The organism is Rhodococcus sp. OS5 (assembly GCF_056837585.1).
Window position 1 is genome coordinate 6,170,815 of the sequence record NZ_CM166368.1, and the last position, 23,421, is coordinate 6,194,235.

20 protein-coding genes and 1 pseudogene are annotated in these 23,421 nt (G+C 62.2%); 9 read left to right on the forward strand and 12 right to left on the reverse strand.

What is annotated here, in order from left to right; genetic code table 11:
* Nucleotides 1-18 precede the first annotated feature (18 nt).
* From ACVZUB_RS28935 to ACVZUB_RS28945, 3 genes are read right to left on the reverse strand one after another with little or no spacing between them, the layout of a single operon-like run.
* Nucleotides 19-516: an amidase family protein gene (locus ACVZUB_RS28935; protein WP_482628009.1), complete on the reverse strand. Its 498-nt coding sequence runs from the start codon at nucleotides 514-516 to the stop codon at nucleotides 19-21.
* Entirely contained in the window at nucleotides 479-1,480 is a 1,002-nt protein-coding gene (locus ACVZUB_RS28940; protein WP_482628010.1) for an amidase, read from the reverse strand. The genes ACVZUB_RS28935 and ACVZUB_RS28940 overlap by 38 nt, the downstream gene beginning before the upstream one ends.
* Nucleotides 1,481-1,519: 39 nt before the next feature.
* Nucleotides 1,520-2,746 carry an MFS transporter gene (locus ACVZUB_RS28945; protein WP_482628011.1) on the reverse strand — a complete coding sequence of 409 codons (1,227 nt, stop codon included), beginning with the start codon at nucleotides 2,744-2,746 and terminating at the stop codon, nucleotides 1,520-1,522.
* Nucleotides 2,747-2,865: 119 nt separating this feature from the next.
* Here ACVZUB_RS28945 and ACVZUB_RS28950 point away from each other — a divergent pair, with 119 nt between their 5' ends.
* The 5 genes from ACVZUB_RS28950 (at nucleotide 2,866) to ACVZUB_RS28970 (ending at nucleotide 7,161) form a co-directional block, all read left to right on the forward strand.
* Nucleotides 2,866-3,765, forward strand: coding sequence for a LysR family transcriptional regulator (locus ACVZUB_RS28950; RefSeq protein ID WP_042448101.1), 900 nt, complete (start codon nucleotides 2,866-2,868; stop codon nucleotides 3,763-3,765).
* Nucleotides 3,766-3,832: 67 nt separating this feature from the next.
* The gene (locus tag ACVZUB_RS28955; protein ID WP_209448111.1) at nucleotides 3,833-4,321 is read left to right on the forward strand and encodes a hypothetical protein; all 489 of its coding nucleotides are present in this window, start codon (nucleotides 3,833-3,835) and stop codon (nucleotides 4,319-4,321) included.
* 20 nt (nucleotides 4,322-4,341) lie between these two features.
* Nucleotides 4,342-4,689 carry an HORMA-1 domain-containing protein gene (locus tag ACVZUB_RS28960; RefSeq protein WP_482628555.1) on the forward strand — a complete coding sequence of 116 codons (348 nt, stop codon included), beginning with the start codon at nucleotides 4,342-4,344 and terminating at the stop codon, nucleotides 4,687-4,689.
* Between the two features lie 73 nt (nucleotides 4,690-4,762).
* The gene (locus tag ACVZUB_RS28965; protein ID WP_003941252.1) at nucleotides 4,763-5,704 is read left to right on the forward strand and encodes an AAA family ATPase; all 942 of its coding nucleotides are present in this window, start codon (nucleotides 4,763-4,765) and stop codon (nucleotides 5,702-5,704) included.
* Nucleotides 5,705-5,706: 2 nt separating this feature from the next.
* Nucleotides 5,707-7,161, forward strand: coding sequence for an SAVED domain-containing protein (locus ACVZUB_RS28970; protein ID WP_037129449.1), 1,455 nt, complete (start codon nucleotides 5,707-5,709; stop codon nucleotides 7,159-7,161).
* A gap of 25 nt (nucleotides 7,162-7,186) precedes the next feature.
* Here the strand turns inward: ACVZUB_RS28970 and ACVZUB_RS28975 are convergent.
* The 6 genes and pseudogenes from ACVZUB_RS28975 to rpsF all read right to left on the reverse strand — a co-directional run.
* A pseudogene (locus ACVZUB_RS28975) lies at nucleotides 7,187-7,394 on the reverse strand (transposase); the annotation flags it as partial.
* 118 nt (nucleotides 7,395-7,512) lie between these two features.
* Nucleotides 7,513-9,750, reverse strand: coding sequence for a replicative DNA helicase (dnaB, locus tag ACVZUB_RS28980; protein WP_003941250.1), 2,238 nt, complete (start codon nucleotides 9,748-9,750; stop codon nucleotides 7,513-7,515).
* Nucleotides 9,751-10,257: 507 nt separating this feature from the next.
* A complete protein-coding gene (gene rplI, locus ACVZUB_RS28985; RefSeq protein ID WP_007735531.1) occupies nucleotides 10,258-10,713 on the reverse strand; it encodes a 50S ribosomal protein L9 in 456 nt (151 codons plus the stop codon).
* 18 nt (nucleotides 10,714-10,731) lie between these two features.
* Nucleotides 10,732-10,974 carry a 30S ribosomal protein S18 gene (rpsR, locus tag ACVZUB_RS28990; protein WP_003941245.1) on the reverse strand — a complete coding sequence of 81 codons (243 nt, stop codon included), beginning with the start codon at nucleotides 10,972-10,974 and terminating at the stop codon, nucleotides 10,732-10,734.
* A 39-nt stretch (nucleotides 10,975-11,013) separates the two neighbouring features.
* Nucleotides 11,014-11,538 (reverse strand): single-stranded DNA-binding protein, encoded by a 525-nt coding sequence (locus tag ACVZUB_RS28995; RefSeq protein ID WP_003941248.1) that lies wholly within the window; start codon nucleotides 11,536-11,538, stop codon nucleotides 11,014-11,016.
* A gap of 64 nt (nucleotides 11,539-11,602) precedes the next feature.
* Complete coding sequence (gene rpsF / locus ACVZUB_RS29000; protein ID WP_003941237.1) at nucleotides 11,603-11,890, reverse strand: 30S ribosomal protein S6; 288 nt, start codon at nucleotides 11,888-11,890, stop codon at nucleotides 11,603-11,605.
* Between the two features lie 210 nt (nucleotides 11,891-12,100).
* Between rpsF and ACVZUB_RS29005 the strand changes: the two genes are divergently transcribed.
* From ACVZUB_RS29005 to ACVZUB_RS29015, 3 genes are read left to right on the forward strand one after another with little or no spacing between them, the layout of a single operon-like run.
* Complete coding sequence (locus ACVZUB_RS29005; RefSeq protein ID WP_003941247.1) at nucleotides 12,101-13,456, forward strand: glycosyltransferase family 87 protein; 1,356 nt, start codon at nucleotides 12,101-12,103, stop codon at nucleotides 13,454-13,456.
* Nucleotides 13,456-14,040, forward strand: coding sequence for a GNAT family N-acetyltransferase (locus tag ACVZUB_RS29010; protein ID WP_042922028.1), 585 nt, complete (start codon nucleotides 13,456-13,458; stop codon nucleotides 14,038-14,040). The genes ACVZUB_RS29005 and ACVZUB_RS29010 overlap by 1 nt, the downstream gene beginning before the upstream one ends.
* A gap of 45 nt (nucleotides 14,041-14,085) precedes the next feature.
* Nucleotides 14,086-14,865, forward strand: coding sequence for a DUF4190 domain-containing protein (locus tag ACVZUB_RS29015; RefSeq protein ID WP_030537127.1), 780 nt, complete (start codon nucleotides 14,086-14,088; stop codon nucleotides 14,863-14,865).
* Nucleotides 14,866-14,871: 6 nt separating this feature from the next.
* On the opposite strand, the gene ACVZUB_RS29020 is transcribed toward ACVZUB_RS29015, so the two are convergent.
* Nucleotides 14,872-18,714, reverse strand: a complete 3,843-nt coding sequence (locus ACVZUB_RS29020) for an nSTAND1 domain-containing NTPase (protein WP_482628012.1) — start codon at nucleotides 18,712-18,714, stop codon at nucleotides 14,872-14,874.
* A gap of 186 nt (nucleotides 18,715-18,900) precedes the next feature.
* Here ACVZUB_RS29020 and ACVZUB_RS29025 point away from each other — a divergent pair, with 186 nt between their 5' ends.
* Nucleotides 18,901-19,200 carry a helix-turn-helix transcriptional regulator gene (locus ACVZUB_RS29025; protein ID WP_003941253.1) on the forward strand — a complete coding sequence of 100 codons (300 nt, stop codon included), beginning with the start codon at nucleotides 18,901-18,903 and terminating at the stop codon, nucleotides 19,198-19,200.
* A 2-nt stretch (nucleotides 19,201-19,202) separates the two neighbouring features.
* Here the strand turns inward: ACVZUB_RS29025 and ACVZUB_RS29030 are convergent, their stop codons facing one another.
* Nucleotides 19,203-20,780, reverse strand: a complete 1,578-nt coding sequence (locus ACVZUB_RS29030; RefSeq protein WP_030537124.1) for a glycosyltransferase family 87 protein — start codon at nucleotides 20,778-20,780, stop codon at nucleotides 19,203-19,205.
* 39 nt (nucleotides 20,781-20,819) lie between these two features.
* On the reverse strand, nucleotides 20,820-22,967 hold the full coding sequence (locus ACVZUB_RS29035; protein ID WP_482628556.1) for a transglycosylase domain-containing protein: 2,148 nt from the start codon (nucleotides 22,965-22,967) through the stop codon (nucleotides 20,820-20,822).
* Nucleotides 22,968-23,421 lie beyond the last annotated feature (454 nt).

Here is a 23,421-nt window from a genome sequence, read left to right on the forward strand (position 1 = left end):
CCTCCACCAGAGCTAGCTTCAAACGCCGAACAATACCTGCGGGGCCGCATGGCAGTCCGGGTGATTGCCGGGATACGGCAGGACCTTCTCGAGGGCGATCCCAATCGCAAAGGCCGTCTGGTCGTCGTACGGTCGCGTAACTATCTCTGTGCCCGTGGGGATTCCGTTCCGAGCGAAACCGGTGGGGATTGTCAGCACCGGGCAGCTACTCAGGATGTTGAAGGTGATGGCCGGCACAGCCTCGAGGTAGAACTCCAATTCTGTTCCAGCCACATTGATTCCGTGCCCCACGTAGTCGTCGCCGGCAAGAAAGCCCTCCGTCGCCACTGCCGGAGTGATCAACGCGTCATAGGTGTCGAACAGGGATCCGATCGACGAATACAGTTCGGCTTCGATCGCGAGTCCGTCGTGGAAAGTCGCGTCACCACGGGTGCGGCGTGCCCATCGCGCGAATTCCTTCGCGTACTCCGTGACTTTGTCAGGGGTGCGCGGACGCTTCGGCGGAGATCGATGCACCGAACACGTGATCGTAGTGAATGGCGGCCGCACGCATGATTGCAGCGCGTGACAGGTCGACTTCGATGATCTCCGCGCGTGCGCCCAGCGCAGTGAGGGTGTCCACCAACTTGGCGGTGTTGGCGGCAACGTCCGGATCAACCGGCCAGTCACCCAACGCGGGAATCACGGCAATACGCATTCCTGTCAACGAATGCGTTGCGAGGCCGGGCAGCGGCGATGCCGGCACATGCGAGGCAATGTCAGTGGAGCTCGGTCCCGCGATGACCGACTGCAGTGTGAGGCAATCACTTACGGTGCGAGCCATCGGACCGCAGTGGCAGTAGCGATCGAGATTGAAGGGCGGATCAACGGGGACACGGCCGTGCGGTGGCTTGAACCCGACAATTCCGTTGAGTGACGACGGAGTTCGGATCGAACCTGCAACATCGGAACCGGTAGCCAAGTGCGTCATACCGGTGGCAAGTGCGACTGCCGATCCACCGGAAGACCCGCCGGAGGAGTATTTCGTGTTCCACGGATTGCGAGTGACGCCCCACAACTCGGACTGTGTGAACGCGGCCGAGGAGAATTCGGGTGCCGTCGATCGCGCGTGGACGATGGCACCGGCGTCGACGATCCGCTGCACGAAAGTCGAAGTGTGGGTGGCGATCAAGTCCTCATAGACCTTGGACCCTTGAGTCCACGGTTGGCCTTGTACCGGTTCATCCTCTTTCACCACAACGGGAACACCGGCGAGCGGAAGGCTGACATCCGAACCGCGGGCGTAGTGGCGTTCCACTGACTTCGCTTGCGCCCGTGCCGCATCGAAGAAAGTGTGTCCCACTGCATTCAAGGTCGGGTTGAGCGCCTCGATACGTTCGATGGTGGACTCGAGTACCTCCACCGGAGACAGCGATTTGTCCCGGTAGCGTTCGAGCATCTCGGTCACATCCATGAAGGTTGAAACGGGTGTCTGGCGCATATCTGTTGTCCTGCCTCTATGAAGGTTTTGTGTAGGCGGCTAGGTTGTCAGTTCATGCTTTGCCACGACGGGATTGCGGAATGTGGCGAGCAGCATTGCGAGAGTGGCGATTCCCGCGGCTATCCAGAAGACCGTTTCGGAACCGGAGTGGTCATAAATGCGTCCACCCGCGAACGCGCCGAGGGCGATGCTTGCATTGAAGACTGCAACCCACAGAGCAGAAGCGGCCTCGCGGTGAACGGGAGCTGCTTGTGCGATCCATGTTTGAGTACTCACCGATACACCACCGTAGAAGAGGCCCCAAGCCGCCATGAGCAGAGCAGCTGCGATCAAGGTGGTAGCCGAGATCGGAAACAGGGCGAGTGTGACCGCTACTCCCGCGCTGAGGATGACGACCACAGTCTTCGGAGACTTGGCTGCAGATGGCCCGGCGATGAAGTTGCCGACGACGCCCAGAACCCCGTAAATCAAGAGCATCGTGCCGATCTGTGCAGGGTGCAATCCTGCGAAGAACTCCAGCCCCGGACGCACATAGGTGTACGCCGCGAAATGAGCGGTGACGATGAGCGCGGAAATCGCGATTCCGACCCGGACTCCCGGGTTCCGAAAAGCCACCACGAGACTGCCGAGCGACAAAGCTTGATCAGCTGGCATCACGGGTAGGACAGCGAACATGGCGAGCGCGATCAGCGTCGCCGCGCAGCTGAGAGTCCAGAACGCCACGCTCCATCCGGCGACTGCCCCGATATACGTCCCAGCAGGGACACCAAGAACTGAGGCAACAGCGATTCCGCTGAAGATGATCGTGGTCGCCAACCCGACGGATCTGGAACCCACCAATTTGGGTGCCAGACTAGCGGCGAGTGCCCAGACTCCACCCATGCTCACGCCTAGAAGGACGCGAGCCACAGCGAGGACAACGAAGCTCGGAGCAAGGGCCGTGAGGGCGTTCGCCGCGGCGACTACCAGCATCAGAACGATAAGCGTCGACCGACGATCGAAGCGCCGGGTCACGATGGGCACAAACGGGGCAGTGGCCGCTGCCACCAATCCGGTAATGGCCAGTGAGAGCCCGATGGTCCCTTCACTTTCCACCAGAGCAGCACCGATCGGGGTGAGTAGCCCGACCGGCATCATCTCTGCCGCGACAACGATGAAGGTGGACGCTGCGATCAGCGCGACCGCAGCCCAGTGGTTCTCAATGGTGTGTGCGTGGGTTGAGGACGTGGACGCAGGGCTGTTCTGTGCAGATGCGGAGTGGGGCATGTAACTAGAGAAGCTCCTGCACGCCGATGGATCAACGGCGAATCGCTCATCCAACCATTAGCTCAATTCATCGATGAGCCATGATGGAGTGGTCGAATGAGTCCAGGGTCGGAGTGAAAATGTCGGAGCCCCCGATGCGTGAGATCGAGTGCTTCCTCGTTCTCGCTGAAGAACTGCACTTCGGTCGCACCGGCGAGCGGCTGTTCATCTCCCAGAGCCGAGTGAGTCAGCTGATCAGCGCGTTGGAGCGTCGTATCGGCACCAGCCTGGTGGCGCGCACCAGTCGCCGCGTGCACCTGACTGAATTCGGTGCCGATTTTCTTGCGTCGTTGGCTCCCGCGCATCGTGCGCTTGTCGGAGTAATCGAGGACGCTCAGTCAAGAGCACGCAACACGCCGACGCCGTTTCGGGTGGGTTTCCAAGGAGCAATTTACGATTCGATCGCGGCTGCTGTCTCTCGTTTCGAGATACAACATCCGCAAACATGCGTGACCATCAAAGAATTACCCCTGGGTGATCCGTTCAGTGATGTACTCGCCGGGCGAATCGATGCGGCAGTGGCCCTTCTCCCCGTAGATGAGCCGGAACTGACAACCGGGCTCGTCTTTTCTCGACAGCCCCAGACCCTCGCCGTCTCAGTCCATCACCCGTTCAGCGAACTGGGCGTGATCGACGCCGAGCAGTTGGCGCAGATCTGTCTCGTACCCATCACCGGCCCCGCCCCCGACTATTGGCAGCGTGTGAATTCCCCGAGCACGACGCCGGGCGGAGCCACGATTCCCACGCAGGGTGGGGCGAGCACCGTTCAGGAAGGCCTGTCGCAGGTCGCATTCAGTCAGGTCGGCCTCATCCTCTGCGCTGCAACCGCTGCATACAGCCAGCGCTCGGACATCACATTCGTACCGATCAACGGATTACCCGAATCTGCTTTGGGTCTCGTGTGGCGTACCGATCTCGAAAGCCCACGACTTCGCGCTTTCGCGAAAGCGATCGAGGAAGCGCACACCTGTCCCTCCTGACGTCGATCAGTAAGTCGCGGAAGGAGTCCGGGGCATTGAGATGCATCGTGTGTGAGATGATCGCGCCATGTCTGCGATCACCGACTACTTCACCGCGCGCACGGATGAGCATGCCACCTCTGCCCTCGCGGGACTCGTCGACTTGGAACCAGAGGTGATGGAGGCGAACGCAGCTTCTCGCCCGCGGATCCAGTTGGCTGCGAGTGGGACTCCAGTTCTGCAGGCGAAAGGCGTCGATCCAGTTGTCGCGCTCGGCCGACTGGAGGCAGCCCTCACCGCTCGCCCCTACGACGAGGTAGCAAAAGGTCCACGCTGCGGGAAACTCGTCGCAATGAGCGACGACGGCGACACCCTCGTGCTCACGGTTACCGACGAATTACGCGATGCACTAGCGGAATTGAACGCTGACGGTGTCGCCGCCGCTGCGGCGGCCTGGGCAATCGACGAGACGAGTGAACCGTCGGAGGACTCAGTGCCGTTCCTGACCGCCTTCGCCGAACTAGCGACCAGAGCTGTGGCTCAGGGCGAACGAATGTACGGCTACGTCGTCATCTGAGCTTCGCGACGGCTCAATATCTGAAGGCTGGCTACCTCGACACAGTTGACTTTGGCTTCAAGGATGGCGACCGATGGGTCGTTCGACTGAGGTACGCCGCAGCCACAGATGGCCAGCTTCGAGACGAGACCCCAGGCGGCCTTCCAAACTCGGTAAATGTTGACGCATACGGGTTCTACAGCTACCTGAAGCGCAATGATGCGTTCTCAGCACTTACCCCTGCCGAGCAGACTGCGTTCAAGGAGAACCTGCCGATCAAGCGCACGGGGGCTCCAGAGCCATCGGCGAATGTAGGCACACACGGCAATAACTCGGAGTACTCCCGCAACGGTGCCGGCCTAAGCCGCGACGTCTACTGCGCAATCTGAGCAACTCACACCTCGGTTCCAGCGTCGGCACATCTTGTGGGCGGCGCTGGGGCCCAACCTTGGAGAACGATCTATGACAAGCAACAACGAGCTATTCCATCCTGTCATCACACTCCCCGACGAAACCCGCAAAAATCGCTACGCACGTCTCGTGGGTCTTGACGATGTGAAGGCGCAGCTTCGAAAAGAAGCGGCCGTGCTCGCCGATCCCACAGCTCTGAGCCGTTGGGCCGCCAAACACCACCCGGAGATCACTGCTAACAACCAGGCATTCACGCTTCTCCGTGATCGGGCTCCATTACTGCTGTTCACCGGCGACGTCGGATCCGGGAAATCAGCGCTGGCTGAGAGCTTCGGTTGCGACCTAGCCGAAGTTCTCGACGTCGATGTCACACTGTTCCGGCTCAAGCTGACCGCCCGCGGCACAGGCCATGTCGGCGAGATGACGACTCTTATCGGGGAGGCGTTCGAAAAGGTCACCAAGGAAGCCAAACTCGGCCGCGGAACCGATGGGAAACTGCTTAGCGTCACGATTCTGGTCATCGACGAAGCCGACGCGCTCGTGCAGTCACGGGAGGCAACCCAGATGCACCATGAGGATCGCGCCGGAGTCGATGCGTTTCTTGCTGGAATCGACGACTTCGCCGGCTCCGGCATCCCGCTCTTGGTCGTGATGTGTACGAACCGACTCGCTGCCCTAGACCCCGCTGTCAAACGACGCGCCGCGGCGATCTTCGAGTTCAGGCGCCCCAACGACGACCAGCGCCGACAGGTACTGATCAATGCGTTCGCCGGATTCGACTTAGACGACGAAACCATCGACAAGCTCGTTCTCGCGACGGGTGAACGAGGTGAAGGTCGGCACGGGTTCACCTACTCAGACCTCACCCAGCGCCTTGTACCGACGGCCATTTTGATGGCTTATCCGGACAACGCCATTACCGCGGACCTAGTCCTTGCAGTGGCCGAAGACCTCATGCCAACACCTCCATTCAACGACAAGGCCGCGTCGTGACGATGCCAGCCCGTGGTGCGGTCCTCCGCGGTGACGACTATCAGCACATCATCGGTCTATTCCACGCCAGCCGCGTACTGACTGACCCCGAACTTGAGTCTGTCAGCATCGAGGACGCTGACGGCGGTGCGTTTGACGACATAGTCATTCGAACGACCGAGTCCTCCGACCGTCCGCACGAGTACATCCAGGTGAAGTCCGGCGTCTATCGCGAAACCGTCATCGACCACGACTGGTTAGTGAAGACGCGCACGAAAAAGGGAAAGAGCCCCCTGCAGCATTTCTATCGCACCTGGGTTGAGGTGACCTCCAAGGGCGAGCCGTTTACGCTGCGGCTTATCTCGAACAAGAACTACGACCACAATGACGCCATTCTCAAGCTTATCGACCTTCACACGGAGAAGATTGCGAGCACGAAACTCAACTCACTGACATCGAGAAGCGATGGCGGCAAGCAGCTTTCATCCTGGGCGAATCATCTCAATGTGACGACGAATGAGCTCACGAGCTTCCTGACCACAATCGAATTCGTGCACGGAGAGGCAGACAGCTCATGGGCACGCCGAGCGGCGGCACTCATGCGCAACGCTGGCCTACGCGATGACGACGATGCCGTATCTCGTGGTCGCGAGATGGTTCGCGGCTGGGTTACCTCGGGCGCCGGTACACGCTCCACTGACGACATCCGGGCGGAGACCGCCACCAAGGGCCTTCTTGCCCGCAATGGTGAACTCGTGCTCGCCATCCACGCCATTGACCGCGCCCGATTGCCGTATCGACCTAACGCTGAGGTCGATATCGTCGATCTCTACCCAGACGTCGACCCGTTCGAGCGGCGGGAATTGTCAGACCCTGCTGCATGGGAGAACATCGTTCTACCGAAGCTGAAGGCTGCAAAGAACGATCTCCAGGGATTCAACAGCCGCAAGCTTCATGTCACCGCACAGATGCGACTGCCGATGTACTTCGCTGTGGGTCGAACATTCCCCGACGTCGGAGGCTGGGTGCTGTCGACTGATCAACGGAACGTCACGTGGTCGACGACTACCGAACCAGAGGACGCAGTCGTTGACGTCCGACTCAACGAACGCTTGGGTGACGGAGTCGATCTTGCTGTTGCAATCGCCCTTACATATGACCCCACTGTCGATGTACGTGGTTACATCGACGCCTCGGGTATCCCGGTCGGACGAATTCTCTCGTTGTCGACGCCCGGTGCACCAAGCCGAACATCAGTGCCCGGGCCAGGCTGGGCTGCTGATTGGGTCCGCAGTGCCCGTGAGCACATCCGAGCCGTTGCAAAGGACATGCGAGCGGTGCGGGTGCACCTGTTCATCTCGTCGCCCGCTGGCATTGCGTTCTTCCTCGGACATGACTGGAACATGCTGCCTACCACCACCGTCTACGACCACCTGGGCGAAAGCGGCTACGCGCCCACAATGACTTTCCCCGGTTAGACGACTTTATCCGGCGCTTCCGTTTCTAGAGTGCGTTGATGGATTCCCGGAGCTGGTCGGAGTGGATCAGTGACCGCAAGATGTAGTGCTCAAGATGCGGAAACCCAACGTGATACCCCGTCAATACTCGAGGCGACCGTTGATCGCTTCGACCGGTTCGACGCACCGGTATCGAAGTACGCCAAAATCCCCTTCCGCCGTTTCCAGAGACTACGGCCGAGCTGAGCGAGCTCCGCGAATCAGGACCATCGATCGTCAACCGGACCCAACGAGGATGCTCACAGCCAGACCCGGGACATGCTCCTCGGTCATCGAGATCCTCGTCTCAGCATTTGGCGCGTACGGCAGCAGCTATCCCCGCGCCATATCCACGAACTTGGACAGGTGAAGTTGGTGCGCCACAGTGATTGTCGCGGTCGGACCGTTACGGTGCTTACCCAGAATCAAGTCGGCTTCACCGCCACGGGGATCGTCTCGCTCAGTCGCGTCAGGGCGATACAACAGGATCACCATGTCGGCGTCCTGCTCGAGTGAACCAGACTCGCGAAGGTCGGCCACCTGCGGGCGCTTGTCGGTTCGCTGCTCGGGACCACGGTTGAGCTGACAGATCGCGACAACAGGAACTTCGAGCTCCTTCGCCAAAAGCTTTAGGCTACGGGAGAATTCGGAAACTTCCTGCTGACGAGACTCGACCTTCTTACCCGAGCTCATCAGCTGCAGGTAGTCGATGACGATCAGGCGAATATCGTGTTTCTGCTTGAGCCGTCGAGCTTTTGCGCGAATCTCCATCATCGTGAGGTTGGGGGAGTCGTCGATGAAGAGCGGCGCCTCACTGATCTCACTCATACGACGTGCGAGCTTGGTCCAGTCGTCGTCGGTCATCTTGCCGGAGCGCATGTCACCGAGCTTGATCTTCGCTTCTGCGGACAGCAGACGCATCACGATCTCGGTTTTACTCATTTCCAACGAGAACATGACGCTGGCCATGCCGTGTGTGATGGAGCAGGAACGCAGGAAATCCATTCCGAGCGTGGAGTTGTGCGTCGGGACCATCGAATGACCGGCCAGGTACATGTGGTCGGCGTTGTCGACCTCGACGCAGCGAACCGGAACACTCGCAATTGGCCGAACGTCGACAATGAAGCGCGATCCGTGATCCTCGGCGCGCAGTTCCTTGTGGAACAACATCTTTCGAGAAACGCGGAACACATCTGCGTTTGCAACAATCGACAGAACTGATTCGCCTGCAACTGTTACTCCAAAACCGAGGCCAACAACCAACTCCGCGATATCGCCTGACAGACCTTGATGTGCAATCGCCAAGGCAATCGAACCGTCGTCGCCGACAACACCCGCAACATCGAGGATGCCTGCCAGCAGGTCGCGTCGCTGCCCGATGGGGCCACGGAGGTACTCGGCCGGAATGCGCTTGTCTTCCAAGGACACCTGGGCGCAACCATCGCCCTCGAGGAACATGGCAATCTCGGGGTCAACCGAATCGAGAGCACCGTCGGTGCCCAACCACACACCGAAGGTGTAAGCGGGAGTCACGAGTTCCTGGGCCGCAAAATCCAAGGCAGCAGTGTTGGCAACTCGATGCCCGGAATCCAGATGGGCGTAAATATCGGCGGTAGTGCGGACCGAAACACTGGAGGTCTCCGTCAACCACTGATGCTGCTCGTCGGCCACCAACACAGTTCCGTCGGAGAACTCGACCTCGTAGCAAGGACGGTCAACCATCACGTCGGTAGCGGCAACAACCCGCGTCGGCTTGCCGTGGTTGTCGATCAACAGATCGCCGACAGCAACGTCACCCATCGTGGTCCAGCCACTGGGCGTCGCGAGGGGAGTATCGAGGGCAAGCGCCTTGCCCACACCAGGACGGGCCGCGACGATAATCATCTGACCAGCGTGAAGGCCGTTGGTGATCTCGTCGAGATCCTTGAATCCGGTGGGCACACCGAGGGAAATTCCGCCGCGGCTGGCGATGGAGTCGATCTCGTCCATCGTGGGCTGGAGGAGCTCGGTGAGGGGTACGAAGTCCTCGGTGGTTCGACGCTCGGTGACCTCGAAGATCTCGGCCTGCGCGCGGTCGACAACCTCGGCCACGTCCTGGCCCTCGGTGCCGGCGTAGCCGTACTGGACGATGCGCGTACCGGCGTCGACCAGACGACGCAGCACGGACTTCTCGGCCACGATCTCGGCATAGAAGGCGGCGTTGGCGGCTGTGGGCACTGTCTGGGTCAGCGTCACCAGGTAGGCAGCACCACCGATACGGCGGAGCTCACCTCGACGGTCGAGCTCGGCGGAGACCGTCACCGGGTCGGCGGGCTCGCCACGGCTGTAGAGGTCCAGGATCACGTCGTAGACGGACTGGTGAGCGGGCCGGTAGAAGTCACCCGGACGCAGTACCTCGAGGACGTCAGCGATGGCGTCCTTGCTCAGCAGCATGCCGCCGAGCACCGACTGCTCGGCAGTCATGTCCTGAGGTGGCTGGCGTCCGAACTCCTGGTCGGGCTCGGCCTCGGGAGGGCCCGGGTAGTCCGGCCCCGAGAAGTCGGAAGGTCCTCGATCATCTACAACAGCCACAAGCGAGACCTTCCCGTAAAACACTCGACGACACTGCCAGAAACCGCAGCGCCCTCATCATTTGTACCTGCCCCCACCGACATCCCCTAGCCGCATTCGGCCGGGCTGTAGATAGACGCCGAGATGACGTTAGGGACTAGTAGGTCCGCATACAAACCGGACTGTGGATAAACCTGTGGATGCTTTGTGGAAACTCCCGCCCCACGGTGTGCACCGCCTGTGGAGCATTTGGGGACTACTTTGCCTAGTAGCTACAAAAGACCAGGTAGATGGCTATCCCTAATTTCACAGGCCTGTTGATGAAAATAGTTTTTCCACAGTCGGCGCGTCGGCGTGTCGGGCGTGTTGCCTCGCCCGATTCGTCACTGATCACCAAGTCGAACATCACAGTGTGAGAGTTATCCCCAGGTCCGATTCGGGACGCTGACAGGCGGCACACCGCACCCCGAAACAAACGTCGGGCCCCGCACACCGAAGTGTGCGGGGCCCGGCGAGACGAACAGTCGACTATGCGCCGACGACGTTCAGGTTGAACTTGGCAACCACATCGGGGTGCAGGTTCACGACCACGGCGTGCTTGCCCGTGTTCTTGATGTGAGCCTTCGGCAACACGATGGAGCGCTTGTCGACAACCGGTCCACCGGCAGCCTTGATCGCAGCAGCGACGTCAGCGACGGTAACCGAACCGAAGAGCTTGCCCGAGCCACCGGCGGTCTTGACCGTCAGCGTTACGGACTCGAGGCCCTCGATAGCTGCCTTGAGCTCCTTGGCGTGATCCAGGCCGCGCACAGCGCGCGCTTCCTGTGCACGACGGATGCCCTCGACCTGCTTCTCGGCGCCACGGGTGGCGACGATTGCCAGTCCGCGGGGGAGCAGGTAGTTACGGCCGTAGCCGTCCTTGACCTCCACGGTGTCGCCAGGCGCACCGAGGTTGTCCACGTCAGCGGTGAGGATGAGCTTCATGTTCTTTCCTCCCTTTCCTTAGCGAGCCACGGTGGCGTAAGGCAGCAGTGCTACCTCACGTGAGTTCTTGACGGCAATGGCAACGTCGCGCTGGTGCTGGACGCAATTGCCGGTGACACGGCGAGCACGGATCTTTCCGCGATCGCTGACGTACTTACGAAGCAACGTCGTGTCCTTGTAGTTGATCTGCGTGTTCTTCTCTTTGCAGAAGGTGCAGACCTTCTTCTTCATAACCTTGTCGCGCAAGGGCGGCTTCGGCATGTCTTTGCTCTTTTCTGGATGTTCCTGATCAGGTACGGATCAGAAGGGCGGTTCGTCGCTGCCCGCACCACCGAAGGAGCCCGAAGCCTGAGGCGCACTGCCCCAAGGATCGTCTCCACCCGAAGGTGCAGCGCTCGGACGTCCGCCACCCGATCCGCCGGAGGAACCGCCGAAGTTGCCGCCTCCACCGCCGCCACCACGGTTGGCCTTGTTGACCTTAGCCGTGGCGTACTTCAGTGAAGGACCGATTTCATCGACTTCGAGCTCGACGACAGTTCGCTTTTCGCCCTCGCGAGTTTCGTACGAACGCTGCTTGAGCCGGCCGCTCACGATTACTCGTGAACCACGGGTCAAGCTCTCCGCGACGTTCTCGGCTGCTTCGCGCCAGATGTTGCAACGCATGAACAGCGCATCGCCGTCTTTCCATTCATTGGAATTACGGTCGAAGGTGCGGGGCGTGGAAGCAACCGTGAAGTTTGCAACCGCGGCACCCGCCGGGGTGAAACGAAGTTCAGGATCAGCCGTCAGGTTTCCGATGACGGTGATGATGGTGTCGCCAGCCATGTGGTTCCTCCTGCATTGATGTAAGACCGTTGGGCGCGAGAGTAGAGCTCGCTACCGACAGTAATTACTTGTTGTGGCGCAGAACCTTCGTGCGCAGAACCGACTCGTTCAGACCGAGCTGACGATCGAGCTCAGCGACGGTGGCGGGAGTGGCGTTGATGTCGATCACCGCGTAGATACCTTCAGCATGCTTCAGGATCTCGTAGGCGAGACGACGCTTACCCCAGACATCGACCTTGTCGATCGTGCCGCCGTGCTGGCGCACAACATTGAGGAACGTATCCAGTGAAGGAGCGACAGTGCGCTCGTCCAGGCTGGGGTCAAGGATGACCATCAATTCGTAATGACGCATAAGACCTCATCACCTCCTGTGGACTAAGTGAAAACGGCCACGGACTATCCGTGGCAGGAGGGTCGTTGCGTCAGCAACCCTCGTAGGTTACACGAGGGGCCTTGACCAGGGAAATCGTCCCGGCCCTCCGGGAAGACCACCGGGTCGATGCGCGACGCGTGGTGCAGACGCATCACCCCGCGAGCCACTGCGCCCCCTAGGGTGAGAATCATGCGAACAGACCGCAAGACCCCGGCGTCGATCCTGGCGTTGGTCGTCGGATTGTGCGGGCTGACGATGGCGCTGGGCTATTTCAACAAGGCCAGATGCGGCGGTGCACCGTTCGCGCCCGACGGACGAAGCCTGAACTTCGACGTCAACAAGAACATCGACGTCTGCTACTCCGACATTCAGTTGCTCTGGCTCGGACGAGGTATCGATCAGCATCTGTTCCCCTTCGTCACCGGAGGGATAACGCCCGAAGGATTCCTGACCGGCGGAACCGTCGAATACCCGGTGCTCAGCGGAATTCTGATGTGGCTGGGCGGTATCGGCTCACACACCGACACCGATTTCCTTCTGCACTCGGCCCTGATCCTGGCTCCTTTCGGACTGCTCACGGCGTGGATGCTCGGCAAGATGAGCGGCGCGTACGCGCTCGTGTGGTCGGCGACTCCGCCCCTGGTTCTGTACGCATTCCACAACTGGGAGCTCCCGGTGGTGGCCACCAGCGTCGGCGCGATCTTCCTGATGACGTTCGAGCGGATCCCGCTGCGAACTCGCGCGGTTCTGGCGGCCGTCATCCTGGCGATCGGTTTCTGTTTGAAGCTGTACCCGGGAATGTTCGTGCTGCCGCTCATGGCCTACGTGCTTCTACGCGGCACCGAAGGCAAGCGCTACGACGTTCGTGGAGCGCTGATGACGGCGGGCGCGGCGATCGTCACCGTCGTCCTCGTCAACCTGCCGTTCGCCCTCATTTCCTACGAAGGCTGGCGCGCGTCGTTCAGCTTCCAGGAGAAGCGAAGCGCGGACATCACCACCAACTCGGTGTGGTTCTGGGGTTTGCGCCCGTTCTACGGTTTCGGAGTTCGCGAGCTCAACGCCGACTACGACGCACTGGTGAGCATCCTGTCTCCGGTGATGATCCTGTTGTCATTCGCGCTCGCGATGTATCTGGGTTGGCGCCGCTACGTCCGCGACGGCTACTTTCCGTGGATTGCAGTCAGTGCCGCGATGCTGTGCGGATTCGTGTTGCTGCACAAGGTCAATTCACCGCAGTACACACTGTGGATCCTGCCTTTCCTCGTACTGTTCAAGATCCGGTGGTTCTGGATCGTCGCCTATCTGGTCGCCGACGCTGCGTTGGGTATCGGCATCTTCCGGTACTTCTACCAACTGGACATGAATCTCGATCCGAGCAAGTACGAAGCCGTCGTCCAGGCGAGTGTGTGGGGCCACGTCGTCCTGCTCGCCGTGTTCTTCTTCTTGTTCCTGCGAGTCCCGTTGCGGTATCCGCTTGCCGGTGGGACCGATCAGATTGCGAACTCCGACAACAACCTTCCGACTCACTCACGGGAGCACGCCTGATGACTGCATCATGGTTCGAATCACCGACGCTGACCGGTGATCGTGTCCGACTCGAACCCCTGGGCGTCGCGCACACCGACGCTCTGCTCGCTGCTGCCGACGACCCGGCGATCTTTCGTTGGACCGCATCGCCCATCACCGATCGGGAACAGGCACAGAAGTACATCGCTGCAGCAACCGACGACCCTAATCGGATCGCCTTCGCGCAGGTGAACATCGCGACGAACGCCGTGGTCGGCACCACGTCCATGTACCAGATCGACCCGGTAAACCGCAGTCTTGCAATCGGATACACGTGGTTGTCGCGATCGGTTCAGGGAACCGGGATCAATCCCGAATCGAAGCTGCTCCTGCTTCGTCACGCCTTCGACCAGCTCGAAGCCGTACGCGTCGAGTGGCACACGGACGAGTTCAACGAACAGTCCAGGGCCGCGATCGCAAAGCTCGGCGCCCAGTTCGAGGGCCTGCTGCGCAAGCACCGACGCCGTGTCGACGGCAGTTGGCGTACAACAGCGCTGTTCGCGATGACCGACGACGATTGGCCGACCATCGCACCTCAACTCGAGACACGTACCCGAAACTAGCCATCACCTGCACTCTTCGACGAAGTCCATGCCAAGATTCACCTCATGAGCGATCAGGGTGGGTACGGGTACCAGGGCAATCAGAATTGGCAACCGGCTCCGTACGGGCAGCCCGATCCGTACGGCAGGCGGCCGACGAACACACTCGCGGTACTCGCCCTCGTCTTCGCGTTCCTCATCGCGCCGTTGGGGATCGTCTTCGGGCACATCGCTCGCGGCCAGATCAAACGGACCGGCGAAGAAGGCGACGGACTCGCCCTTGCCGGACTGATCATCGGCTACATCTTCACCGCACTCGGCATCCTGGCCGTGATCGTGTGGATCGCGTTCTTCGGGCTGCTCGCCGCCGCTTTCGGCAACGCCGCCAATGAAGCGAGTTCGCGGAGTCTCACCTATACGACGCCGTACTCGTACTCCACGACCACGACTCGGGCGCCGAGTGCACCCACCACAGCGCCGAAAACGACGACGCCCCCACGCGTCACAACCTCGATCGGACCAGCGCCGACCGTCTCGGGCACCAACCGTCAGGGCTTCATCTCCGGCGGCCCCAGTTGCAACTCCACCAATCCTGCCGTCGCCATCGCCGTCACGACCGGATCACGAATCGTCATCTGCGAAACCGGAGTCGGGCGTTACTACTACAAGGGTCAACGGCTGAGCGACGGCGCCACCATCGAACTCGACGATCCGACGCCCACCGGCAACGGATTCACCGTCACCAACAAGGACGTGACGTACAAGCTCACCTCCGCCGGACTGGTGATCACCGGCAGCGGAGGCGAGCTGGGTCGGGAACCGGCGCTCGAGTTCTGGATGAACTGACCCACGTCAGCCGGCACACGGATCCTGATAGGGAACACCGGGTAGGTACCGCTCCCATTCGGCTTCCGTGATGGGAGATCCTGCGGTGCGGCACAATCGATCAACGACGCCGTCGGGGTCGATTCCCCACAAGCGAACGGTCTTGTCCGACCCGCTACCCGCGATCATGTCACTCTCGCCGGCGAACTGAGCGTCGTTGACGCGACCCGGGTAGGCGGACAGCGTCGCAAATCGTGTTGCCTGCGAGGGAGTCTCGATGTCCCAGAGCCAGACGGTTCCGTCGCCGACACCGGCAGCGAGCCGATCACCGGCGCGGTTGAACGAGATCGAATAGATTGCGCCCTCGGGGCCGACGAGACGAGCGAGTTCCTCGGGTGCCGACGGTGTGCGTACGTCCCACACGGCGACACCGTGATCCGCACTTCCAGCGGCCAACAGCGTTCCGTCGGCGCTGAAAGACACTGCTAATGCGTAGCTTTCGAATCCACCCACCGTCGCCGCCACCCGGGGCGACGCTGCGTTCGACACGTCCCACAGATCCACTTCGTTCTTGGCGTTCGCGATCGCCAAGATGTCGGTACCTGGCTGAAAGGCCATCATCTGCGGGTAGGAGCCGACATCGGTCAACGACAACAGTTTCGGAGCCGACGGGTCGGAAACGTCGACCAACGCAATACTGTTGTCGTCCTGCGAGGACACCGCCAGCAGATCTCCGGCGGGATTCAGTGCGACAACCGCCACGATGCCCTTCACATATACCGCAGGCTCGCCGTAGATACGTGGCGACGCCGGATCACTCAGGTCCCAAAGATATGCACCGCCGCCGCCGGTGCCGCTCACAGCCAGGTTCCCGTCTGCCGACACCGCCGACGCACCGCTGAAAGTGTCGGCCCCTTGCGGTTTCAACTCCGGCATCACCGCGGGGCGATCGAGATCCTCGGTGTTCCAAGCCAACATCGCGCCACCCCTGGCACCGACGCCGGCCACCAGACGCGAGCCGTCCGCGGCAAAGGGACTGGTGAAGATCGTGTCCCGAGCTCCCGCCCAGACCGGACCCGGAAGAGCCCACACGCGAGTCACACCGTTGAGTCCCCCGGTGACCAGATTGCGGCCGTCATCGCTGTAGTCGACTGTGGTCACCGCCCCACTGTCCGGAAGTGTTTCGATCAATGCCCCGGTTCGGGGGTCCCACACGCGCACGGAGTTGTCGGAACTTCCTGCGGCAAGACGTGTTCCGTCTTTGCCGTAGTTCAGTTCGTTGACGTAGCTGGAAAATCCCGTCAGTGCCTGCAGGGGAGTGGGGCGCGCCGGATCGCTCATGTCCCACCGAACCACCTCCCTGCCAGTGGTTCCCGCCGCGAGCTCACGTCCGTCCGGGCTGAAGGCAACGCCGAGGTAGTGGACGGTGGTGCCGTTGGGCTCGGTCGCGAAGATCGGCGCCGGTTCCTCACCCCACTTCGCGACGTCCCACACGCGCAGAGTCGCTTGACGCCCGCCCGCCACGAGGAAACGTCCGTCGGGGCTGAACGTAGCGGTGACAATGCCGTCAGCTGGGTGCGGAAGTGCAGGCAAAGCAATGGCATTCGTGGAGGTGTCGATGTTCCATCGCAGGACGTCGGGCGTCGAGGTACCGGCGACCAGCTTGGTTCCGTCCGGGCTGAACTCCATGTCCTGCACTACGCGTTCACCGTCGACGGGAAGTGTTCCACGGACCGGATTCTTCGGGTCCGACACATCCCAGAGTGCAGCGCCGCCGGCGCCACCGGTCGCAAGGAGCCGTCCGTCCGGGCTGTAGGCGACGGCAAAGAGGGCCGTGCCCTCCGAGACTCCGAGGAACTCCGCCTGCGGAACAGCTGAGGCCACACCGTCCACCATCGGATAAAGCCTGACTTTTCCGTCCGAACCACCCACCGCCACAACAGTTCCAGCTGGGTTGATCCGGGCCTTCATCGCGCCGGGCGGTCCGATGATGCGAGTAGCCGAATGAACGCCCGACGCATCCAGCAATGCCGAGCGGGCTTCGGTCGTTTCGTTGACCGCAAATGCCGCCAGAGCAAGCTGCGACGCCAGCGACGGATCCCGCTCACGCATCCTGATCGACTCGGTGGCCACCTGACGCGACATCGCCTCGTCGCGCGCAGTATCTGCTTGGACACGTTGACGATTGGCGCCGATACCGGCGACGGTGGCAACCACCGCCAACACCAGAGCGATCACCGACGCGGCTGCCAGCGCAGTCACGAGCCGTCGTAGCACGCGTGTACGTCGGCGATCGGCAAATTCCTGCTGATCACGATGCTCGATGCTCGCGGCGAGGTACTCCCGCTCGGCGGCATTGAGGTCGGCGGCGCGGGTCCGACTCGGTTCCAGTGGGAGCCCGAGTTCGCCCGAACGCAGCCATTCTTCCGTCAGATGAAGACGTGCGGGTCCGAGCAGCGCGCCGGGGTCGCGTCCACTGTCTTCCCACACCTGCGCCGCGTAGGTGAACCGGCGATGCACCGCCAGACCGGCGCGGTCCGAGTCGATCCAATCGCGAAGCCGACTCCACGCGGACAGCAAGACCTCGTGCGAAACCTCGACGGTCTCCTCGTCGACGGTGAGAAGGCGGCGTAAGGCGAACCGGTCGATGACGGTATTCACGTCGTCGACGTCGTCACCGAGGAAGAGTTCGGTGCGCGGTGCCCGCCGACGCGTCTGCGTCACTTCGTCGACGTTGACCAATCGCAGAAAGATCCTGCACGCAAACTGCTGCTGCCTATCTGTGAGCTCGCCGTACACTTCCTCCGCGCTTTGCTGGACAGCTCCGGCGATCCCGTCGGTGGCGTAGTAATCCGAGACGGTCAGAGTTTTACGCGTCGACCGTTGCCAGGTCCCCAACAGTGCGTGTGACAGCAAGGGCAAAGCTCCGGGGTCGCTCGCCGTACGCGAGCCGCGTGGTGTCAGCTCGGATACCAGAACCTGAACCAATTCGCTCTGCACGGTCATCCCGGCCTTGACCGCCGGCTCGACGATCACCTCGCGCAATTGTTCGTCGGTCAGTGGCCCGACCACCATCGGCGAATCGTCGAGCAGCGGCACCAAAAGCGGTTCCTCCGCCGCGAGCCCGTAGAAGTCGGCGCGCATTCCGATGACGGCGATGGTGTTCTCACCGAGTTCCGCGAGTGTCTGCAGTATTTCCTCGCGCCGATCACCGTCGCACTGCGTCCACAGTTCCTCGAACTGGTCGAGGATCAAGACGGTTGGTTCGTCGGAAATCGACGACGGAATTCCTCCCGTACCCGGCTGCAGGATTTCCACCCGCCAGCCGTCGAACCGTGAATCGCCCTCGGCAACCTTGGGGGCGAGCCCGGCCCGCAGCAACGACGACTTACCCGATCCTGAAGCACCGATCACCATGAACTGACGGCGACCGACACCTCGTATCGCCGACGCCACCCGCTCGACCAAGTTGGCAGTGAGTTCGTCTCGACCGAAGAACCACTCGGCATCCTCCTGCCGGAACGACTCGAGACCTCGATACGGAACGGTGGCGTCGCCGCGTCGTCTGGCCGTCAGCTGTCTCACTCGTTGCACCGCACTGATCCAGCGCTCCCGCTCATCCTCGGAATCGACGCCGCAGGCCTCGAGGAGCGCGAAAAACATCGGGGTACTCGCCGGCGTCGGCAGGTGTTGGCCGGCAAACCATCCGCTGACGGTTCCGTGCAAACCACCCGAACGCTCGACGGCTTCGCGGACCGTCAGTCCGGCTGCGTTCCGCAGTGCAGTGAGCATCTCAGCAAACTGCCCACGCGACTCGATCCGGGCGGGATCGACCTGATTGTGCGTACCGGCTTCTGCCTTCGAGTTCATAGCGACGCACTCTATCGGAGCAGGTAGGGGACTTGTCCGTTGTATGGACTCTGTATCGAGAGAGTTGCACCCGTTCCACTGAGACACCTCGATCGAAATACTCGTCTCAGTCGCACCCCGAGCCAGCAGCCCTTCTGCAAATACGGCAGTCGACGCCCATCCCCTCCGTCGAAAGGCGCTACTCGCATGTCTTCAATCGGCATTTCTCCGAAGATCGAGGCAAACGTGTCCCGAGTCGGCAACCCCAAGCACGGCAAGCACAAGCCGAAGCTGAGCGTCCGCGAGATCGAAGTACTTCTTGCCTGGCTACGTTCGGATTCCAAGTCCGAGGTCGCCGAGACGCTCGGCCTACGCGTCTGCACCGTCAACACACACATCACTCGGATCCGCACGAAGTACAGCGACGTCGGGCGGCCGGCTCCCACGAAGGCAGCATTGTTTGCCCGCGCGGTCCAGGACGGGTACACCACCCTCGACGAGTGGTGACCTCAGACCGTGACGGGTTCCGGTTCCTTCGCCTTGGACGGCTTCAGCCAACCGGGTAGCCAGGCAGGTTGTTTGTCCGGTGCTTGATCGAGAACACCGCCCGCCGGATCGTCGATGAACCCGTACCGCACGAGATCCTCCGACGGCCGGTAGATCTGCCGGAGCACCAGCGCGCACAGAACGAGTACCGCGATGTCCCGGATCACGACGGTTCCGGTGAACCACTGCTCGGGCAGCCCCTTGTTGGACACACCGAGGTAATACATCATTCGTGGAACCCAGACCAGGGCGTCGATGGTCATCCACGCGAGCAGGAGTCTGCGGTGCGGCAAGGCCAACACGGCCAGCGGCACCAGCCACAGAGAATACTGCGGGCTCCACACCTTGTTGGTGAGCAGGAAGCCCGCCACCAACAGGAAGCACAGCTGCGCAACTCGCGGACGACGCTGCGCCGTCAGGGCGACGTATCCGACACCGATGCAGACGGCCACGAACAAAAGCAGAGAGACGGCGTTGAGATTCGACGGTGACTCACCCTGTGCGAGAGGACCGTCGAGGCCCTTCCACGACGTGAACGACGCGATCACGTTGTAGAGCGAATCCGGATCGGCCCCGCGTTCGGAGTTGAGCCGGAAGAACTCGTACCAACCATGGGGGTACAGCGCGGCAATGGGCAGGTTCACCGCAAGCCATGCCGCGACCGCGCTGAGAGCGGTCACCAGCCAGTCCCTCGTCTTGCCCGCGCGCAGACACAGGACCAAGAGCGGTCCCAGTAGGAGCAGCGGGTAGAGCTTTGCGGCGCCGCCCAGGCCGAGCAGGATTCCCGCGAGCACGGGCCGCTTGCGTGCCCACGCCAACAACCCACCCGCCGCGAACGCCGTCGCCAGAGGATCGAAGTTCGTGAACACGTGCACGATCACCAAAGGGGAGCACGCGATCAGAGCGCCGTCCCACACTCGTCGTCCGGCCAGCAGGGTGCTCGCCCACACGGTGACCAGCCACGCCAACGCCAACCCGAACGCCACGACGTTGAAATAGAGCGCCACCTGAATCGCGCCCGGCAGCCAGGTGATCGAATCCCACGCCTTGGCGACTTTCATTGCGCCGTACTGATAGAGCCCCGAGATGACCGGATACTCCATGTACCGCATCTGGATCGAACCGTCGCCGCGTACTTCTTCCCACGACGTCTTGTACGGGAATGCTCCCTGATCGAGGCGCTCGGCTCCGTACAGCGGAACGGTGTCGGAGTAACACATCGCCACGTACTGACGGCTGCCACTCCAGTCGAGGCCGACCTGCCCGCTCTCGCCGACCGGCGCCTGCTGAATACAGCCAGCCTTCGCGAACCAGCCGAAAGCCAAGAACACCACGGCGAGCAGAAGGATCACTCTCATCGGTGTGAAGAAGCGAGTGCGCCCGATCAGTGCGTGACGACCTACCGGACCGCCGACGGTTCCCGACAGCGCAGACACCATCGCGTCGTTGCGACTGGGAACGTCCCGCCAATCCGCCGAACGAAGATCTTCGGCCAGCGGAGCGGGGGAGGTCGGTTCGGCATCATCAGCATTCGCGGCCACTCCGCGAGGTTACCGTCTTTCGAACCGACCACCCTCCAACTACTGGCCGGGGCTCACACCTGCCGGTTCTTCCTCGGTGGTCTCGCCTGCCCCTGGTACCTGTGGCGTGGTTGTCGTCGGCCGGGAGATGCCCGGAATCGGGATCGTGATGCCCGGCAGAACCTCGACCTGCGTCGTTGTCACCACGGGCGGCGGAGTGGTTTCCGTCGTCGTCGGTGCAGTGGTCGGCGGCGCCGACGTCTTGGGCGGTGCGGGAGCCGTGTACTCCGGAACACCACCGGCTTGACCGTTGATCTTGCCCGGCGTCGGGAACTTCTCGTTGTCGGTGCCCTCGAGGGCGCCGTCCATCGTGTCCTTCCAGATGTCCGAAGGCAGACCCGAGCCGTAGATCATCGCGCCACCGGAATTGGTGATCGCTTCACCGTCGGGAGTTCCGACCCAGACCGCGGTCGAAAGCGACGGCGTGTAGCCGACCATCCACGCGTCCTTGTTGGCTCCGGTGTCACCGAGCTGCGCGGTACCTGTCTTCGACGCCGACAGACGTCCGCCGGCCAGGTTGTGACCGCGCGAGTACGCCGCGATCGGCTGCATCGCAGCCGTCACGTTGTCCGCCACGGCAGCGTCGATGCGGTCTTCACCGGCGGGCGCGCCGCGGTCCAGCAGCACGGTGCCGTCGGCCGCGACGACCTTCTGCACGAAGTGCGGTGCGTGATACGTACCGGACGCGGCGAGTGTCGCGTACGACGACGCCATGTCGAGCACGCGGGCCTGGTACTGGCCGAGCACGATGCCGTTGTTGGGGCCGGAACCGTCGGCCTCGGTGAGCGACGGGCCGACGCCCGGGATGTCCTTCGGGATGCCTGCCTTGTGAGCGATGTCCGCGATTTCCTGCGGGCCGTTGCCGTCGAGGCTGAGCATCTGACGGTAGAAGCTGGTGTTCAGCGAACGCTTGAGCGCCTCTGCGATGGTGCAGGTGCCGCAGCTTTCACCTTCGACGTTGCCGATGGAGATGCCGTTGACGGTCAGCGGTGAGCTGTCGTACATCTGCGAGAGCGGGATTCCCTGATCCAGGGCGGCTGCGAGGCCGAACACCTTGAACGAGGAACCAGTCTGAAGTCCGGCATTCGCGAAGTCGTATCCCGCGCCGTCCTCACCGCCGTAGTACGCCTTGACGGCTCCGGTCTTCGGATCGACCGAGACAACTGCGGTACGCAGATTCTCCGGCTCACCCTCCATGTTGGAACGGGCTGCCTCGACCGCTGCGGCCTGAGCCTGCGGGTCGATGGTCGTGGTGATCTGCAAGCCCTCGGTGTTGAGCAACTGCTCGCTGATTCCAGCGTCGCCGATCTCCTTGAGCACCTGACGCTTGATCAGGCCTTCGGGTCCGGTCGAGCCCTGGCTGCTGTTGTCGACCTGGGCGAGCGGGATGTAGGCGGGGTACTGCATCGGCGTGCGCGCGGCCTGATCCAGCGTGCCGGCGGACACCATGCCGTCGAGCACGTAATCCCAACGGGACTTCGCGCCTGTCGGGTTGGTCTCGGGATCGAGGAGCGACGGAAGCTGGATCGACGACGCCAGGACGGCGCCTTCTTCGATGGACAGCTGGTCGACGGGCTTACCGAAGTAAGCCTTGGATGCTGCGCCGATGCCGTATGCGCCGCGACCGAAGTAAATGGTGTTCAGATACGCGGCGAGGATGTCGTCCTTGGACCACTCGTTGGCCATCTTCGAGGAGATGACGAGTTCCTTCATCTTTCGCGTCAGCGAACGCTCCGAGCCGACAAGCGCCTTCTTGACGTACTGCTGCGTGATGGTCGAGCCACCACCGGCGCTGTCGCGACCGAGGACGTTGTCTCGGGCCGCGCGTGCGAAACCGGAGATCGAGAAGCCCGGGTTCGAGTAGAAATCGCGGTCCTCTGCGGCCAGAACAGCGTTGCGAACGTGCGGCGGTACCTGATCGAGCGAGACCTCGACGCGGTTGCCATCTGGCGGGACGACAGTGCTGATCACCGTGGTGCCGTCGGCGGCAAAGACCGTCGCCACCTGATTGGTCTTGAGGTCACCGGGCTTGGGGACGTCCTGCACGATGTACGCCGCCATGAAGGCAAGGACGGGCAGAACAAGACCGAGCGCCACCAAGACGTAGGCCGAGCGGCGAACTGTGCGCCACTGGGACTTCTTCTTCACGGTGCTCTTTCTTCCCTTCGGGGGTTGTCCGTCGTTGCCACCGCCACCGGAGCCACCTGTCGGCGGCTTCGTCGGCGGAGGTCCGACCGGCGGGCGGGTGCCCGCGTTGCTACGGGTGGTCGCTGCTGCTGCCGCGACGCGCTGGGTCGGTTCGTTCGCCTGAGTGCTGGAGGCGCGATCTCCTTGAGCGCCTACGGCGCGATCTCGAGGCGGCGGGCCGGCAGGTCGGCCTTGCGGCGGACGACCCTGAGGAGGGGGACCGGCGGGGCGGCCCTGAGGAGGCGGGCCCGAAGGTCGGGCTTGCGGCGGACGACCCTGGGGCGGGGGTCCCATCGGACGACCTTGCGGCGGACGACCCTGAGGGGGCGGACCCATCGGAGGGCGTCCCTGCGGTGGTGGGCCCATGGGACGTCCCTGCGGCGGACGACCCTGAGGAGGTCCGGCGGGACGGTTG

Coding starts and splice junctions, on each gene's coding strand:
- ACVZUB_RS28940 (WP_482628010.1), bottom strand. CDS start 1,480: ATGCGCCAGACACCCGTTTCAACCTTCATGGATGTGACCGAGATGCTC.
- ACVZUB_RS28945 (WP_482628011.1), bottom strand. CDS start 2,746: ATGCCCCACTCCGCATCTGCACAGAACAGCCCTGCGTCCACGTCCTCA.
- ACVZUB_RS28950 (WP_042448101.1), top strand. CDS start 2,866: ATGTCGGAGCCCCCGATGCGTGAGATCGAGTGCTTCCTCGTTCTCGCT.
- ACVZUB_RS28955 (WP_209448111.1), top strand. CDS start 3,833: ATGTCTGCGATCACCGACTACTTCACCGCGCGCACGGATGAGCATGCC.
- ACVZUB_RS28965 (WP_003941252.1), top strand. CDS start 4,763: ATGACAAGCAACAACGAGCTATTCCATCCTGTCATCACACTCCCCGAC.
- ACVZUB_RS28970 (WP_037129449.1), top strand. CDS start 5,707: ATGCCAGCCCGTGGTGCGGTCCTCCGCGGTGACGACTATCAGCACATC.
- rplI (WP_007735531.1), bottom strand. CDS start 10,713: ATGAAGCTCATCCTCACCGCTGACGTGGACAACCTCGGTGCGCCTGGC.
- rpsR (WP_003941245.1), bottom strand. CDS start 10,974: ATGCCGAAGCCGCCCTTGCGCGACAAGGTTATGAAGAAGAAGGTCTGC.
- ACVZUB_RS28995 (WP_003941248.1), bottom strand. CDS start 11,538: ATGGCTGGCGACACCATCATCACCGTCATCGGAAACCTGACGGCTGAT.
- rpsF (WP_003941237.1), bottom strand. CDS start 11,890: ATGCGTCATTACGAATTGATGGTCATCCTTGACCCCAGCCTGGACGAG.
- ACVZUB_RS29005 (WP_003941247.1), top strand. CDS start 12,101: ATGCGAACAGACCGCAAGACCCCGGCGTCGATCCTGGCGTTGGTCGTC.
- ACVZUB_RS29010 (WP_042922028.1), top strand. CDS start 13,456: ATGACTGCATCATGGTTCGAATCACCGACGCTGACCGGTGATCGTGTC.
- ACVZUB_RS29015 (WP_030537127.1), top strand. CDS start 14,086: ATGAGCGATCAGGGTGGGTACGGGTACCAGGGCAATCAGAATTGGCAA.
- ACVZUB_RS29020 (WP_482628012.1), bottom strand. CDS start 18,714: ATGAACTCGAAGGCAGAAGCCGGTACGCACAATCAGGTCGATCCCGCC.
- ACVZUB_RS29025 (WP_003941253.1), top strand. CDS start 18,901: ATGTCTTCAATCGGCATTTCTCCGAAGATCGAGGCAAACGTGTCCCGA.